Consider the following 18161-nt stretch of genomic DNA (forward strand, 5'->3'; position numbering starts at 1 on the left):
TCAGCAGTTGAACGGGATAATGCTAATTATTCCGTTCGGTCGTTGCCAGCAACCAACAGAATTTTGCTGATCGGTAGGCTCTTGAACTTGTATTTAGGAGGAATTGGAAAACCTCCCAACAAGCGATTTGCAGCATTTTTTTATAAGAAAAACCTTACACCCATTGTTTTTATGGGTGTAAGGTGCATTTTTTTACTAGTAATCTATTTATATTCTGGAATGTCAAGAACCATATTATAACTATCTAATAGGTTATACAATTCATACATTCTTGTTGTTTGCTTGCTTGCCCACCCAATATCTGTAGCATATTGATGGGTAGCATAGCCATTACTTGCCGCAGAAGATGGATTCCAACGCATTTTATACAGAGTATCTTGCCCTACTCCAAGATAATTTTTACCTACAAATTCAGCTCCGCCTTTAATTGCCAATTCTGGTGTAAACCATCCAGCATCATAGGCATACTTTGAGCCACATTCCAATGGACAACTATCATTGGCTCCTATTCCATACATATTGTATACTGTTTTTCCGTTATATTTCACTCCAGTTGCTAGTTTCGAAGAACCGTTTCCTGTTTCTAGCAAAGCATGTGAAATGAGATATATTTCATTGACACCATACTTATTAGCACCGTCAGCAAAAGATTGAGCTCTGCCTGCTAAAATTCCTTTGCCTTTAAGTATTTTTTCATTAATTTCTACTACATTAATATTGGCGCTCTCCGACAATTTCAAGAATTGTAATGAGTTCTTAAGATTGCTTGTGAAATTTGAAGGATTTATATAATACTTCAAATCATTTGTATCAGGGATTACCCAACCAGATGTATCTCTCACATAATACCATGTGTATCCATCCGATCCTTTACTATTTGCTTTTAAGGTTAGTACTGTTCCATTATTAACCTTTCCTCCAGTTAAATAATTCGTACCAGGGCCTCTCCTTAGATTCCAATTATCTCCATTTACCGTACCTTTTCCATTTTTAATACTCAAAGCATCTTCTCTTATCCAAAGTTCATATCTTTTATCTGTTTGAGGATTAACAGCCATTTGAATATCAGCCATCCTATTTAAAGTTAAATTATAATTTGTATATGTGTTTATAACTTCTTTTAATGGCGACTTAGAAAGATATGATCCATGTATCCACACAGTCTTTCCATTTAATACTCCGCGATACCAAGTGTTGTTTCCTACCTTTTCAGTTAAGTGTATTTTAAAAGTATTACTTTTGTATTGTGAAAGATTATATACTAAATTTTCACTTCCGCCCCAAGCTGTATCATAGGCTTTACCTGTTCCTTTTACATAATACGTTTTAACTTTCTTATCTACACCCACATGAGGATGAGTGGACAAATCCTGGGATTTAACCCAACCTACTACATTCTTCGTACTACTTGGTTCCGTGCTAATTAAATAATATAGTTGACTACCTACATTTGCTTGTTTTTTAATATAATATACTGCATTTAAATATTTAGTAGAATTCATTGACGAGGATTCATCACCAATGTTCTTATAAATTTTTGCCCCGCTACGAATATGACCCAATCTACTCGTTTTACTCTCTTTTACGGTGTTTAGATAACTTGAATGAATCCACACCGTTTTTCCATTCAACGTACCACGATACCAGGTGTTATTTCCTACTTTTTCAGTCAAATGTACATTAAAGACTTGGTTCTTGTATTTCGAAAGGTTATAAACTAGATTTTTATTGCCGCCCCAAGCAGTATTATAGGCATTTCCAGAGCCTTTTACAGTGAAAATCTTTGCTTTTTTATCGACTCCTACATGGGAATGAGACGATAAATCTTGTGATTTTACCCATCCTACTACACCTTTCGTGCTACTTGGTTCAGTACTAATCAGGTAATAACTTTGATTATTTACTTTCGTTTGCTTTTTAATATAATAAACTGCGTTTGTGTACTTACTCCCTGCAGTTAGGACGGTAGATTCATTACCGATATCTTTATAAATCTTAACTTTTGAATTTCGAATATGACCTAGTTTACTCGTTTTACTCTCTTTTACGATGTTTAGATAACTTGAATGAATCCATACCGTTTTCCCATTCAAGGTGCCACGATACCAGGTATTATTTCCTACTTTCTCAGTTAAATGTACATTAAAGACTTGGTTCTTATATTTCGAAAGGTTATAAACCAGATTTTTATTGCCGCCCCAAGCAGTATTATAGGCATTTCCAGAGCCTTTCACAGTGAAAATCTTTGTTTTTTTATCGACTCCTACGTGAGAATGGGACGATAAATCTTGTGATTTCACCCAACCTACTACACCTTTGGTACTACTTGGTTCGGTACTAATCAGGTAATAACTTTGATTATTTACTTTCGCTTGCTTTTTAATATAATAGACTGCATTTATGAACTTATCTCCAGCCTTTTTTGAAGCGGATAAATCATTAATATTTTGATAAATGTCCACATTAGTGCTGCGAATATGACCTAGTTTGCTAGTTTTACTTTCTTGCGCTACAGCAACAGTTGATCGCATGAATAATCTTGCATCAGACTTCACACTATTAGAATTTGTTTCATCTTCTTCTGTTTGCGCATCATCTTGAAACTCTTTCTTAACTTCATCATCTTTAATTTCATTAGATGTTTCTGGTTCATCTACAATGTCATTTGTTTGTGTATCTGACTCCATATTTTCATCATCTGAAGCCGCGGATTTTTGTTGTTCATCATCTTTAATTTCATTAGACTTCTCTGGTTCATCTACACTATCACTGTCATCTGTTTGTGTATCTGACTCCGCATTTTCACCATCTTGTTGGTTCTCTGAATCATCATCTTCTTTTAAGTTACTTGCTTGAATCCATACTGTTTCGTCATTCAATATTCCACGATACCACGTATCGCCCCCAACCTTTTGGGTAATATCAATATTAAACTCCACGTTTTCAAGTTCTGCAAGGTCATATACTATATCTTCTTTGCCGCCCCAAGCATTATTATATGCTTCGCCAGAACCATTAATAAAAAGCGTTTTTTCCTCCTCATCTACTATTACAAAAGACTGTATCTCCAAATCTTGCGACTTTATCCAACCAACTTGACCTTTTTCATCACTTTCTTCATTACTGATCAAATAATAGAGTTGATCGTCTATCTTGGCTTGTTTCGCTATGTAATAGACCTTATCCATATAGTTACTTTCAACTTTTTCTGAAAGAGATAAATCATTGAGGTCTTCGTATACCTTCACGTTTGCATCAGTTATGTGCCCCAATAAGCTCTCTTCACTTTCTTCAATTGAAATTTCCTCTTGATCTTCATCCATCTCTTCCAATTGCGGGTTTAATGTATCAGTTTTTGCTTTTTCATCTTCTGCCAAAGCAACATACGGACTAATTAAACTAAAAGTCAATAAAACGATTAAGAAAATAGCTGTTTTTCTCATTGATAACCTCCGAGTTTATTTGTTTAATACCACATCTTTTAATCTAGTAACTCCTTTCACAATAATATAAATCCAATCATAGGATAGGTAATTCTTATATCGGCTAAGACTAATAAAAATTTAGCTCAATTTATGTTTTTATATAATAAATTTGATAGCCTCTGGGGAAAAATACCTGTATTAATAAATATCCATTTATAGTATACTATAGATAAAAGTATTTTGTATCAAATTGATAACTCGTTGTTACATTCCTGTAACTAATGTATAGTATTATATATAATATAATCGTAATAAAACTCGGAGGTATTATTAATGAAAAAAGTAATCACTTATGGAACATTTGATTTGCTCCATACGGGACATATAAATATTTTACGCCGCGCTAGGGAATATGGTGACTATTTGATTGTTGCTATCTCTTCTGATGAATTTAACGCCATTAAAGGTAAAAAAGCATATTACACTTTTGAACAACGTAAAGCAATTCTGGAGGCCATTCGCTATGTCGACGAAGTTATACCGGAAGACAACTGGGAGCAAAAAGTGCAGGATGTACAGAAGCATGATGTTGACGTTTTTTTAATGGGAGATGACTGGGAAGGTGAATTTGACTTTTTAAAGGAATATTGTGAAGTTGTGTATTTACCACGAACAGTAGGAATTTCAACAACGAAAATTAAAAAAGACTTGAATATGAACAATGGCTAGAGAACTTGCAATTACGTTGTATTTATTTGTTATTCGTATTCTCTTTAATATATTTAAATTATTTCCCCAAAAGAAGAAAACAGTTTTTGTTGCTTCTTTTGGGGTTAATGTTTTATACACCTTAAAGGAATTGGAAAAACAATCAGATGAAAAAGTTGTTATTCTCAAAACTTCCAGTTGTAAAATGACCTTTAAAGGTGCTCCCAATAGAAAACAACTACATTTTAAACCGGTAACCCCCATAAATTGGGGTAAATCCATTTATCATTTAGCAACTTCCAGCACTATATTTGTTGATAATTATTACGGTTTTTTAGCCGTGACTGATTTCAGACCCAATACAAAGTGTATTCAATTATGGCATGCGGCCGGCGCAATCAAACAATTTGGGCTTAAGGACCTCTCTATAGAGAATCGACCAGCAAAAGCTTACAAACGGTTTAAAATGGTATACCAGCGATTTGACTATGTTATTGTAGGTTCGGAGAATATGGCTGATATCTTCCGTGAAGGATTTGGTATATCCAAGAAGCAAATTTTACGAACTGGAATACCAAGAACAGACTTCTTCTTTGATTCATTAGCAAAAGAAGAAGTTGGAGAAACTCTTAGACTGCAGTTTCCGATGATCAAAGAAAAGAAAGTCATACTCTACGCTCCAACCTATCGCGATAATGAAATGAATGTATCGGAACTGAAAATGGATATTGATAAGATGTACAAAGCATTAAAAGATGATTATGTATTGTTTTTACGTCTACATCCAGCGGTATCAGTTACCATAGACAACCATTATCCTGATTTTGTTTTCAACGTTTCTACTAATTATAATATCAATCACTTACTAGTCATCACGGATATACTTATCTCGGATTATTCATCCATTCCGTTTGAGTTTGCTATATTAAATAAACCAATGATATTTTTTGCTTATGATATTGATGAATATGCGGAAACAAGGGGATTCTGGGATAACTACGATAAGCTTGTTCCTGGCCCTATCGTTGAGAACACAAATGATCTAATAACCATCTTAAAAACGAATGATTTTGATATGAAAAAAATAAATGATTTTTCGAATGAATGGAACCAATATTCAGATGGAAAGTCTAGTGAAAATTTAATTAAGTCTATCTATACAAATTTTGAAGAAGAACGAATTGTAGAACATAATTAAAAGCCTGTAATTATTTATGAAGGCTAAATTTATTTTTCAGATTCTACGTCCCCCCTTAAAGTCACTTTAGCTAACTATTATGATAATCAATATAAATAATAGAAAGAGGATTTGTTGAAAATGGATATCCAACAGAGTGAAGTAAAACCTCAAAAGAAATACTTTTATGAAATAAGTTTTATTCGCGCTATAGCCTGTATGTGTATCGTAATGGTGCATGTTACAGCTGGGTTTTACCATGAAAATGATCAAACCTTTTCATGGCTAACTCAATTTTTTAACCAAATTTCTCGTTATGGCACTCCTGCCTTTGCAATAATTAGTGGGTTTTTGCTGTATAATCAGGTCGTTAAAAGGGGATTTAAGTTTAATTATTTCTTTAAGTCAAGAATTAATAAAGTGATCATCCCTTTTTTAGTATGGAGTGTAATATATTTATTATTAAAGTGGAGTTATAATAAATTCGAGTTCCCAAACTTTACTTCTGCTGACGAAGTAAAAGATTTTATTTATTTCTTTTTTACTGGTAAAAGTAATTATCATCTTTACTTTATTGCAATTGTAGTTCAATTTTATCTTCTCTTTCCAGTACTACAATTCTTTAAATCTAAAAAAAATTTAATTCTTTTTACATTAGTAGCATTTTTCATTAACTATTTTTTCGTTACTAATACTATTAATATCGGACATGGGTTTTTCAATAAGTTTATAAATGAAAGAGTATTCTTCTTCCATTGGGCATACTACTTTTTTCTAGGCGGCTTACTCGTTTACTATTGGGAACGAATTATGGTTTGGGTTAAGAATAACACCATTTTCAGCATAACATTAGGCATCGTAGTCATTATTAGTGGTATATTTGAGTACCTTTTTGCTGAGGGGATAGAGTCAAATAGACCAATGAATATGATAAGTCTACCCTTACTATTTATCGCATTCGCAAGCGTATATACTGCGTTAACCTTTTGGCCCAAAACAAGAGATTTTATAGTGAATATAGGAAATTATTCAATGGGAATATACTTGGTTCATCCATTTATTTTATTCTTTTTGCGTAATCATGATTTATTTAAAGTCTTTTATGATAGAACTAGATACTTGCCCTTAGTATACTTGATCACCTTTTTCACATCCATATTAGTAGTTAAAGTAATTCTGAAACTTCCTTTTGGAAATTACATAGTAACTGTCGTAAAATCAAACAAGAAAAAAACTATTAATAAATCACAGGAAATAAGTGCTTAGTATAAAAAAACAACAAATTATGCACAAAACCAATAAATGTTTAAAATGATTACATCCATCTAATTGAACCCATTGCGCCATAATTTTAATCCATATGAAACAGAACTGATCCATTCTCCTATATATTAAAGAAGCACATGCGTGCAATTTTATTATATAGGAGGTTTTTTATGAACTTTTTACTTGAGGGCTACAATACCTTTTTCTGGTTCTCCAATCGATCTTATTATCCGCGATTGCATTAAGAAATAATGATTTATTATTTCTTAAATATTTGATAAAATCAAATTTAATCATTATCAGCATTCCTTTCAAAGTCCTAATTTGATTAGACGCCAATACAGTAGAGTAATTTTGGTAACTAGCAAGCCTTTTGGTGTACAGGGTTCCGTACTTTTACACTGCATTACTATGTATTTTTATTTTGCCATATACACTATCCTCTTTTTAGCTTAAGTGATCATATAACTTCCATGTTATTTTCTATGAAGATTATCGCACAAATAAACCAGATTGAAAATGTGCGAACTATTTAGATTAAGTCAATATATAGAAGATAAGATAAAAGAACGCTCAACTACATAATGCCATGTAGTTGAGCTTTTTTAACACCTCAATTTTTAATGATAGTTAATTTGTTTATCATTTCACCATCCAAGGAAAAAATAAAATCATATGCCGAGCCATGATATAAGGTTTTGTCTGCTTGTTCTATTTGAGGATCACCAAGGTCATCAAATAACTGGTTTGAGGAACCATTCAAGGTAATTGTAAATCCAACCACTCGATCATTAAAATACTTATATTTTGTGGATTCAAATGATTCTACCTCGTCCTCAGTTTTACCTATCATAGGAAACACTTTTTCTAAAGTTGGGTAAGACTCAACCAATTTATCAAACCCATTCTCTAATTCCGGGTCATTTATCTCTCCTGAGACAACGTCCATCACTTGGCTGCTAATCCAGCCTTCTTGATGTGTGTTTTTACCGATAATCTTTAGCCAATCAACGTCTTCAAATGCCTTTCTCTCTGACTCCTCAACAACAAATGCTTGCCCAAAACTAGCAACACTTGACGCTTCACTATCTAAATCTGGTTCAGTTCGTATATATGCACTGTCAACTGTGACGTAACGGATATCCTCTTCTCTTTCTTCTAGCTTGTCCTCTTCTGTTACTGTTTTATTATCACTTATATGAGGGTCAACTTCATCAGAAGCTGATTTCTCTGATTTATCGGCTTCGATATTGAATAGTAATCGCGGATTATCTACAAATATTGCTCCACCTAAAAATAATAATGCAATAATTAGAGACGTTAAAGACCACTTTAATATTCTCATATACTTACGTCGCTTGTTTAGATAAATGCGTGAAGGGTTACTTGATGCTATTTCATCACTTTCCTCTTCGTTCACCTGTAAATTTTCTTTCTCCCTTAATTTACTTCTTTTTTCCAACACTAGCTGCTTGAAGTTCTTTTGTTCTTCTTTCGATAATGCGTTAAATTCCTTTAAAAACTTTTGATACTGCGGAAGAATGTCATCTGTAGTTCCATAGGCCTTTATTTCTCCCGCTTCAAGCCACATTACTTTTTGACAAAACTTCTTCACCTGTCCAATGGAGTGACTAATAAAGAAGATTGTTTTCCCCTTTTTTTTAAACTCATTCATCTTATCCATACATTTGTCTGCAAACGTTTGATCTCCAACAGATAATGCTTCATCAATAACCAAAACATCCGGATCAACATTTACCGAAATGGCAAAACCTAAACGCGACTTCATTCCACTTGAATAATTCTTGACTGGTTGATCAATAAAGTTGTCTATATCCGCAAACTCGATAATATCTGGCATTAATGCATTAATCTCTTTTTTATTAAATCCAAGCATTAAGCATTTTAATTCAATATTATCCCTGCCTGATAGTTGGTTATTTAGTCCCGAAGCTATAGCGATTAGTGCAGCTTCCCCTTTGATTTTAATTTCCCCAGAGGTTGATGGAACAATACCAGTAATAAGATTTGATAATGTTGACTTCCCTGCACCATTAACACCAATTACTCCTATTACATCTCCTTCATCTGCAGTAAAATTAATATGTTGTAAGGCATAGAAGTCCTCTCCATAATGATCAGGGACAAATAAATCCTTAAGTTTTTCAGAAGTGTTACCATACATTTTATATTTTTTTGTTACATTTTTGAAAATAACTGAATGATTCATTGTTTCTCTCCAAGTTTATAGAAGTCATATTTCATCTCATTACTTTGATAGACATTTTACAGTATAACTATACCAAAATTAGTATGCTTAATCGACAAATTATCATGATAATCTTTATTCCAAATAGACACACTATACATTTTTTATGAATCGTTAACATTCATATTAGCTCACTTTTTTTATAATTGATTCCATGTGGTCGCTGTCCAAAATGCATCTATTGATCGAGCTTACATGATGATCTTTCTATCCATTTTTGCTATACTCTTTAAGTAAGTTTTAATCAAATCTACCTTTTACATCATACAACACTCGGTAACAATCTTCTTAAAATATTTTTTTAAAGGAACTTTCATGACATCTAAAAACCTGGAAACTATGTAGAAAACCAGTATCCCTATCTTAAAAAGACAGAGATAGTGTAGAGAGACATGGTATAACTGACTAACAAAAAATCATCAATTATACTAATGTTTAATAATTTAATTAACAATCCTACTAAACAAGCTCTTCTAATTGGATTTAAGTCGAAATTGCTATAACGAAAATAAGCTAGGGTATTCATCTTAGTAAAAGTGGATAGACATCCAGTAAAATCAGGTGATATTTTAATTTAACCTCACTCAAAATAAGGTTAATTAGAGATTAGCCCGCTTCAAGTAATTGAAAGTCTAGTAAACAACAGAATACAACATATAAATATAGGAACCAAATAATCCAGATTTAAACATAGTTGGATTATTTGGTGTCAATTTTAAATCAATACTGCTCTGTGCTTTGTTGATATAGATAAAAGGAATTTAGATATAAACTCTTTAACGAGGTATATATTCAGACGGTTTCTCATTTATTATTCCGTAGCGATATAAGATCGCTTCAGAAATTCTGCGTGAAGCACACCCATCTCCATAAGGGTTTACTGCTTTAGCCATTTTTTCATATACATTATTATCAGTTAAAAGCTCCTTTGCAGTTTGATAGATCATTTCTTCTTCTGTACCAATTAATTTTAGCGTACCAGAATCAACCCCCTCTGGGCGTTCTGTTGTATCTCTTAATACTAATACTGGTACTCCCAAGGAGGGTGCTTCTTCTTGAACCCCCCCCGAATCTGTTAAAATTAAATGCGACTTGTTTGCGAAATTATGAAAATCGATTACATCTAGAGGTTCTATAAGGTGAACTCTTGAATTATCTCCTAATATTTCATTAGCAAGCTCCCTAACAACTGGGTTCATATGGACAGGATAAACTACCTGAATATCTGAATGATCATTAATCAATCTTTTAATAGCCCGAAAAATATTCTTCATCGGCTCTCCGAGGTTTTCACGCCTATGGGCGGTTAAAAGAATTAATTTGTCCTTACCGATCTTCTCAAGAATCTCATGTTTATAGTTTTCTTCAACAGTTGTTTTCAAAGCATCAATTGCAGTGTTTCCCGTTATGAAAATAGTTTCTTCTTCCTTATCCTCAGCAAGCAAATTTTGTGCCGCCTTTTTCGTTGGAGATAAATGTAAATCAGCAAGCACACCTGTTAATTGACGATTCATCTCTTCAGGGTATGGGGAATATTTATCCCACGTACGCAAGCCGGCTTCTATATGCCCAACCGTTATTTGGTTATAAAATGCTGCCAATCCCGCTACAAACGTAGTGGAAGTATCACCATGCACCAAAACAATATCGGGTTTTGTTTCTTTCATGATTCTATCTAGACCTACTAGACCTTTTGTTGTGATATCGATCAAAGTTTGGCGATCTTTCATCATATTTAAGTCATAATCCGGTTCAATGGCAAAAATGTCTAACACTTGATCAAGCATCTCCCTATGCTGACCAGTAACTGTCACAATAGATTCGAAGTGTTCCGGTTGCTTTTCTAATTCCAACACTAACGGGGCCATCTTAATCGCTTCTGGTCTTGTTCCGAAGATCGTCATTACTTTAAGTTTACTTTTTACTGTCATATTTTTTTCAATTGAATTCAATTTGTAATCTCCTTTTTATAATTTCTTAAAAATATATTTATAGAAATTGAAATGCTATCCATACCCAGATTACATAAACAGCCGTACTCTAGAGACAATCGTTTATTCTCATACTTAAAAACTTCAATTAACGTTAAATTGATTCAAGGATGGAGTTCGTTATTTTCATTACAATATTTTAATCCATTAATCTTTTTGATATAAGATCCTTGTATACTAAATCATCGAGTTTGGATAAGTACTCTTTATAATACCCGGTTTGGTAATGATTTGGCGAAAAACCTAAAGGGAAATTTTCATCACTGAAGTATTTATTTTTCGGCAATTGAATTACTCTTGTTTTTGGTAATAACCTTAAAAATTCCGACTCTAAAATAGAAAATATTACATTATACTTTTTGATTTCTTCCAAACGTTTACCCTTAAACTCTATTAAATTTTCCTCTTTATCATAATATTTTTCAGACATCCTGGCCTTAGTTAGGATAATTTTATTTTCCGGAATATATTTTATTACTGATTCTGTGAATTTTTTGATTGCCGGTCTCCACATCTCCATAAAAACTTTAAAATCATTGTGATTAATAATTTCAACTTCGCCTTTATATTTATTTAAAAATAATTTACTGTTAGATAACCTTGGAGTTACTGTAAGTATTGTACCGTTATTAAACCTCATTAAATCTAGTACCGCATCAGCATAAAAATCAATTATTAAGTACTCAGGATTAAGATTTTGCAACTTCCTAAAAAAGTTCTTCTCACTATCGTCCTTAACTACATTTGCCTCGGATTTATTTAAATCACTCAAACTTTCATCTGGGAGTTCTATTGAAGGGGTAAATAAACCAATTGTTGACTTATGAAAGCTTGTTAAAACAACATCATACTTTTCCTTATAATCCGGATTGAAATAATGATTTGAATAAAAAGGCAATCGACTATAACATGAACCGTGTACTGCTATTTTCATTTGGTTAATAGGTCTTTTTTTATTAAAGCGAAATGATAGTGTCCCCTTTTGAGTTTCATAAAAACACATATCGAATTTATCATTTATACTGTATGTATTTGGTTCTACAATACTATCAACATTCAGGTTATTTTTATATACAATTCCTTGATCATCTTTTACATCAAAATAAAAGTCATATATAACATCATCTTGCATATACAGTTCATTTAACTTTTCCTTTGAAATACCTGCACTTATGATGGCATCATACATATTCAAGGAATTCACTCCACCTTTTTCTGTATGTTGAATATCTAAATAAATAAATCCACTCATATAATTTGAATCGAATTTATCCAGTCTCGGAACCATATAAACATTATTCACCGCTATATTTAATGGTAAATCCCGTACTTCTATTTTAATCATTACTTTTCCATCAAAAGTTAATTGTTTTACACCATTAGAAATCTCATTAGTCTTTTTCATTATACAAAGACCATCACTTGGATCCATATCAAATTGAATTTTTTCATAGCCTACAGTAAAAGTCTTACTAATTTGCTTATTCGCCGTTATCGGTAATTTAATATCATGAAATTCTCCTTTAATAGTCATTATTGATTTGAATTTATCAAAATTAAGATATTTTATTAAGTCATTTGATTCAACTAGGAACTGTACACTATAATCATTTTTGGTAACTAATTTAAGTTCTATTGCATTTTGGTTTAAATCCACATCATTAAAAAGAGGTTGTAAATATAACCTGACATCTAAGGTTCGAATGCTCTCTGATACTTCAAAACCTAATAATGCTTTATTATCATTAACTTTTATATTTTCTAGACTCAAATTAATATGGGGTTTAATTCTAATTGATAAATTACCCTTTTGGTTTTTATAAGGTTGAAAATAGAGTACCTTATCTGAACTTATATATTTATCGAACCTAACTTTCGGCCAATTTTCCAAAGACAAATATACTTCATTACCTTCATTGTTAACTAAGTATACATCAAACAAACTGTTTACCTTATTTAGTTTAAAAATCGGCTGTAGATCAATTTCCGAATAAAATTGGTTGCCTTCATGTTCTAAGTTAAATGTATACTCACTTAAAAATTGTACACCAATATGAGTCTTTCTTTGCTTAAAAACAATATTTAATTCTTCATCAAAATAGCCACCAATTATCATTTTACAATTAAGGATATCAAATCTCGCTATAGTCACATCTATCTTCAATTATTGCACTCCTTTATAAAATTTTATCTTTTATCATGTAATTTACAATTCTCTCGGTGTTTTTATTATCATTAAATTGATTAATATCCAAATATTTCTTTGCGTATTCACTCTCTAATAAGTATTCATTACTTATTGCATTTTTCACGTAATTAATTAATTGATCTGTATCGTAAGCTACTGGACCTGGTGCATTATTTTTATTTACTGGAGGAGTAGCGCCATAATTATCTATTAAATATTCCTTATCTTCCCAATAGAAAATTGGATAAGCACCTCTATAGATTGAATCATAAATTGCTGAAGAAAAGTCGGTAATAAAAATCCTTGCTACTTTAAGAGCTTCAGAAGGATTTAAACCAAGTAGATGTCTATATTCAGGTAGACTCTCATATACATACTGGGAAAATTTATTGTGCGAAACAATCAATAATTTATCTAATAAGCCGGCGCCTTCGAACTCTTTTATCACTTTGATTATAGATCTATAGTAGGACGTCTTTTCTATATCACCACTATAAATTAAGCCTTCTTCCCAATATCTGTATGTTGGCATATATACTATTTTATCACTTTTCAAGTCCAAGTTAGCATAATCAAATGTAGCTAATCCAGAGTATATAAGATCGAGATCATCATAACCCATTTTATAAAATTCCTGTGCTTCTAATCTTGAACTAACTACATTTTTAAAGATATTATAGGCAGCATACTCCTTATAGAAAATTTTCCCAAGTGGATTTTCTACAGGTTTAGCAAACATTATACCATGTTGTAAAAATATTAATGGCACTTCTTTAAGTTTATCTGTGATCAAATTATTATAGATCCGGTCATTTATAACATGATTAGATAAATCGCTACTAATATAATAATCGGCATTAAAAATATTTAAGTAATGGCGATATGAGAACCTTGGTATGATGTCTTTTCCATGCTTCAGCTTCATGTTCTTGTACATATCACAATTCTTATCTAAAATAAAATAGTTTTTCGAAGTAGAATAGTTTTTTTCCTTTACCTTTTCAAAAACACGAAATCCAGATTCATCAGCCTTTGATGCCTGTTTCTCAAAGTATAGATTTACATTATAGTTTTTATTTTTATAAAACTTATTCGAAACAAATTTAGCAATTTTAGCTTTTAATTTATTTAACTTTGAATACATCTTTGAATAAGGAACAATTGTATACATAACATTATTGTGAATGCTTGATCTTAAAACATGGATTTTCTTTTTATTTTTTTTAGTCGAATATACCTTTGAAGGCTCTTTTCCATTGTTCATAGGGATATTGTGTAAAATAAATTTCTCATTACCTACAAATAATGGGTAGTGCACTTTTGATTCAAGATCCATTTTTTTTACATTGATTTTAAAATATCCAAACTGTTTTATGAATTTAACTCTACTGAATGGTCTTTTGAATTTCGTAACCCTGTGATAAAAGTCTGAATTATATAAATAATCGTATTCACCATAAGAATTATAAGCATGATGAACAAACCTTCCAAATAAGTAGATGTTTTTTCCGAATGATATTGAACGAAGATAACTTTTATATTGAGTCACTTTTTGGGGAGTGCTTTTGGTTAAATATACTCCATACATTTTTAAATAAATATAATATCTCGTTCTATTAACAATAATAACCCCTAATAAATTGTCATCTTTGAAATGCAAAAATTCAGCTTTTGAAAATAATTGTATTGTTTCACCTTTTTTTAATTTAGATAAGTCAACTATTTTATTTCTTTTATTATATTCTACTAATATTTTTAAATCCTTCTCATTAATTAAATCAAATAAGATCCCTTTTGAATTTGCCACGATATCAAAAATTACCTTATTAAATATCAGTTTCATATTTTTCTTATCATATTTTATTATTAAATAATATTTACCATATTTACATATTGCCAATAATCCATTATTTAACTTATCTGATTTATACTTAATATTGAAATTACTTTTTCGTGAACTTACCAAACCATCATATGTAAACATACTATTCTCAACATATAAATTTAATGTTTGAATATCTACTTGCTCTATATTTATTAATTGTGTTCTTTTATTAACTTCGATTTCAAAGACACTTTTTGTTGTATCTGGCTTATCTGTCAAGAGATAATTTAATAGACAATCTTTTATATATACAAATATTGACATGTCTTTTCCCGTATATTTTAATAAAACTTGATCTTCTAGCTTAATACTATCAAGCATTTCTTCCTTATTATTCGTTTGTTTTTTTAAAAGTACAGTATATGTTTTATTTAGATCTTTTATATAAAAAGTTATTTCATCTTTTGTTAAATCTACAACCTCTATTCCAGTATTATATATCATTAGATTTTTTGTCTCAATTTCTGTAACCAAATTCATTCATTTCACCCCAAGATTTCGATACGTAGTAAATTTGAACTATCTTTTTATAAATAACTTTATTAATTATAGCAGAACTTCGACATTATTTGTACTAGATTTTACTTTTGCATCTAAATCTGTCCTCAGCTTTTCTACAATTTCTATAATTGTACGCCTCCTATTTTTTAGAAACGTTCGATGACGGTGCGCCGTTTAATATTGCTTTCCAGAATTTCGATCCTCAGACTGGCGCAGTATATCTACAAAGATCTATTGTAACTTTTATTTTATAAATCTTTTGGCCTTTACCCTCATTGACTAAACAATCATTTTGATATGATAGATAGAAGGAGCGACTTATACTTTAACATACACTACTCCTATTTTATTAATTATACTCAACCTTCTCTTTATAGATTCGTTTCTCCCTACTATAGAGGTTTGCTATACTTGTTTTACTCCACTGTAAACCAGCATATAAGAGGTACGCTAAGATAAATACCATTGGTGTAAATATGATATTCCATACCAATGTTTCTTGTACATTCGATATTCCTAATCGCTCAAGGATGATTGGAAATGATTTTAACAGAAATACATGTGCCACATATATCCCCACCGCATTTGCGCCAATTTTAGACATCATTGATTTTTTTCCTATTTGACTATATTTTATGACCATCATGAATAGGATAATGGTTAATGGAACCGTAGATAAATAGTAATTTTCAGCATCACCATGAAATACCTTTAATGTAAGATAGCCTTCAGCAATTTGCGATAAGGAAAAAACAGACAATAGTCCAATGTAAAGGAAAATCGGAATTTTATTTGCTGCGGCTTTCACTTCCTCCACATAGTTCCCAAATATTCCACCAAGTGCAGTATAAAACAAGCCAAAGAATAGCGCATCACGCGTATTTATACTTACCTCATGAAACGCTGAATAAGATTGTCCAAACAATCCATAGATATTCAACCCTAGACTTATAACGAGTAAAATTGGCAGTAGCTTTGTTTTGGTAAAGATAAATAGAATGATCATTGACCAAATCAAAGCTAATAGAAACCATAAATGATACTGTGGTGATCCTGCTCCGTAGTAAAAGATATCCCATATATGAAAGCTTGCCACGTATTCTGTAAACATGGCTGTCAGTGCTTTGACTGTCTTTTCTGTTTCAATAAAATTTACTCCTAGTTGAAACAGAAAGTAAAAGATAAACCAGGCAAAATAAAGTTTAGTCAATTTTATGCTGTACTTTTTAAAATAAGCTAACTGTTGCTTCGTAATTTGCTCATTTGAATGACCTTCTATTTTAGACTTAGCTTCGATGCTATTGATTTTTTGAACAAATAAATAGCCGGATGCAACAAAAAAGAACGGCACTGCAAATCGTGCAAATGTATTAATAATAAAGTTGATATCATCACCATCTATCGATCCAACCTCAACACCGCTTACTGTTTTCGAATGAATTGCTACAACAGCAAATATCGCAAAGCATTTTACAAAGTCAATACTATAATTACGTTCCATTGCTTTACCACTTCCCTTGGTTGCCTGGCTAATCAATCATCCACGTTCATTTATCCTATTTAAATATCTTTATGCTCTTGTTGATATTTATTCGGTAAGAATATCATATTTAGTGGGTGGAGGAATGATTCAATTTTTTCCAGAGGAAGGGTTAAGGATACTGGACATCATAAATAAACACCCCAAAAGTTAGATTTAAACGCTAACCTTTGGGGTGCAGTACATTTAGGGCATCCCTTGTCATCCTTTTATTTAGTTGGCAAGTCTTCGATACTATCAATATCCATATATTCTGGTACAACAAAACCTTGTTGGGCACCTTCTAAATTAGGACCCAAATCATCGATCTCGTCTTTATATTGCTCATAGTAGGAAGCTGCACCCACTGGGAGCCAGGCGATTAACATTCCATCTACTTCGCCTTCGGAAAGTGATTCAAATGCGATCCCCATATCGAGTGGGGTCAATTCGACATTGTAGCCCAATTCCTCAAGAACAAGTGCAACAACATTTGTTGATGAAAGTTCTGTATCCCAGTTAACATAGGCCAGTTCGATTGTCTCATTATCGACTGGTTCAATCCCTTCCGTCCATGATTCAATTTTATCTGGATTATCTTCGATCCATTCTTCAGCTGCTTCGCGCGGTTCCACGTCCTCATCTTGTCCGAATTTCGCCATAACCTCATTCATGTCTTCTACTTCCCAGTGGAAGTTGTCTAAAAGCTGATAGGCTGACGGCTGCTCGTCCTTCAGACCTTGCCGAACCATCGTATGTATATTTTCAGATGCACCCAGCGTTTCTTTTGGATCCTCCAAGAATTTCAAATCGTATTCGCTAAACATCCAGTGTGGTTGCCAAAGTGTAACAACGATCGGTTCTTCATTTTCAATCGCATTTTGCAATTCCGTAACCATTGCTGGTTCTGAACTTGGGGTTAGTTCTAGATCCAAATTGTATTCGTCAACTGTGTCTTGTGCGATATTCATTGTTCCAGATCCCGGCTCAATCCCAACGATTTCTGTGATTTTAGCTGCATCATTATTTTCTTTTTTCGCATTTTCATCGTCGGATTCTCCTTGACATCCCACTAAAACCAATAGAATACTTATACCTATAAACGTTATCCATTTCTTCGGTAATGACGTCATTGTGTTTGAAACATCCTTTCTATAATAGAAGATTTACATACACTGCTTTGCTTTGTACTAAATTGCGTGCCGAACTTTGTCGGTCAATAGTTAGTATGG

Annotated in this window: 10 protein-coding genes; 3 read left to right on the forward strand and 7 right to left on the reverse strand. The window is 32.1% G+C overall.

The window, feature by feature from the left end; genetic code table 11:
• Positions 1 to 203: 203 nt before the first annotated feature.
• Positions 204 to 3443 (reverse strand): N-acetylglucosaminidase, encoded by a 3240-nt coding sequence (locus JOC34_RS12420; protein ID WP_205137087.1) that lies wholly within the window; start codon positions 3441 to 3443, stop codon positions 204 to 206.
• 315 nt (positions 3444 to 3758) lie between these two features.
• Between JOC34_RS12420 and tagD the strand changes: the two genes are divergently transcribed.
• The 3 genes from tagD (at position 3759) to JOC34_RS12435 (ending at position 6576) form a co-directional block, all read left to right on the forward strand.
• Complete coding sequence (tagD, locus tag JOC34_RS12425; protein WP_205137088.1) at positions 3759 to 4154, forward strand: glycerol-3-phosphate cytidylyltransferase; 396 nt, start codon at positions 3759 to 3761, stop codon at positions 4152 to 4154.
• On the forward strand, positions 4147 to 5331 hold the full coding sequence (locus tag JOC34_RS12430) for a CDP-glycerol glycerophosphotransferase family protein (protein WP_205137089.1): 1185 nt from the start codon (positions 4147 to 4149) through the stop codon (positions 5329 to 5331). The genes tagD and JOC34_RS12430 overlap by 8 nt, the downstream gene beginning before the upstream one ends.
• 120 nt (positions 5332 to 5451) lie before the next feature.
• Entirely contained in the window at positions 5452 to 6576 is a 1125-nt protein-coding gene (locus tag JOC34_RS12435; protein ID WP_205137090.1) for an acyltransferase, read from the forward strand.
• A 613-nt stretch (positions 6577 to 7189) separates the two neighbouring features.
• Here the strand turns inward: JOC34_RS12435 and tagH are convergent.
• The 6 genes from tagH to JOC34_RS12465 form a co-directional block, all read right to left on the reverse strand.
• Positions 7190 to 8806 (reverse strand): teichoic acids export ABC transporter ATP-binding subunit TagH, encoded by a 1617-nt coding sequence (gene tagH / locus JOC34_RS12440; RefSeq protein WP_205137091.1) that lies wholly within the window; start codon positions 8804 to 8806, stop codon positions 7190 to 7192.
• 815 nt (positions 8807 to 9621) lie between these two features.
• Positions 9622 to 10776, reverse strand: coding sequence for a non-hydrolyzing UDP-N-acetylglucosamine 2-epimerase (wecB, locus tag JOC34_RS12445; RefSeq protein ID WP_205137128.1), 1155 nt, complete (start codon positions 10774 to 10776; stop codon positions 9622 to 9624).
• Between the two features lie 199 nt (positions 10777 to 10975).
• Entirely contained in the window at positions 10976 to 13000 is a 2025-nt protein-coding gene (locus tag JOC34_RS12450; protein WP_205137092.1) for a DUF6270 domain-containing protein, read from the reverse strand.
• A 13-nt stretch (positions 13001 to 13013) separates the two neighbouring features.
• Complete coding sequence (locus JOC34_RS12455) at positions 13014 to 15389, reverse strand: CDP-glycerol glycerophosphotransferase family protein (RefSeq protein WP_205137093.1); 2376 nt, start codon at positions 15387 to 15389, stop codon at positions 13014 to 13016.
• Positions 15390 to 15759: 370 nt separating this feature from the next.
• Positions 15760 to 16911 (reverse strand): acyltransferase, encoded by a 1152-nt coding sequence (locus JOC34_RS12460; RefSeq protein WP_205137094.1) that lies wholly within the window; start codon positions 16909 to 16911, stop codon positions 15760 to 15762.
• Positions 16912 to 17159: 248 nt separating this feature from the next.
• Positions 17160 to 18062 carry a glycine betaine ABC transporter substrate-binding protein gene (locus JOC34_RS12465; RefSeq protein ID WP_205137095.1) on the reverse strand — a complete coding sequence of 301 codons (903 nt, stop codon included), beginning with the start codon at positions 18060 to 18062 and terminating at the stop codon, positions 17160 to 17162.
• Positions 18063 to 18161: the final 99 nt, after the last annotated feature.

Source organism: Virgibacillus halotolerans (assembly GCF_016908515.1).
In the GTDB taxonomy this organism is placed as follows: domain Bacteria; phylum Bacillota; class Bacilli; order Bacillales; family Amphibacillaceae; genus Virgibacillus_M; species Virgibacillus_M halotolerans.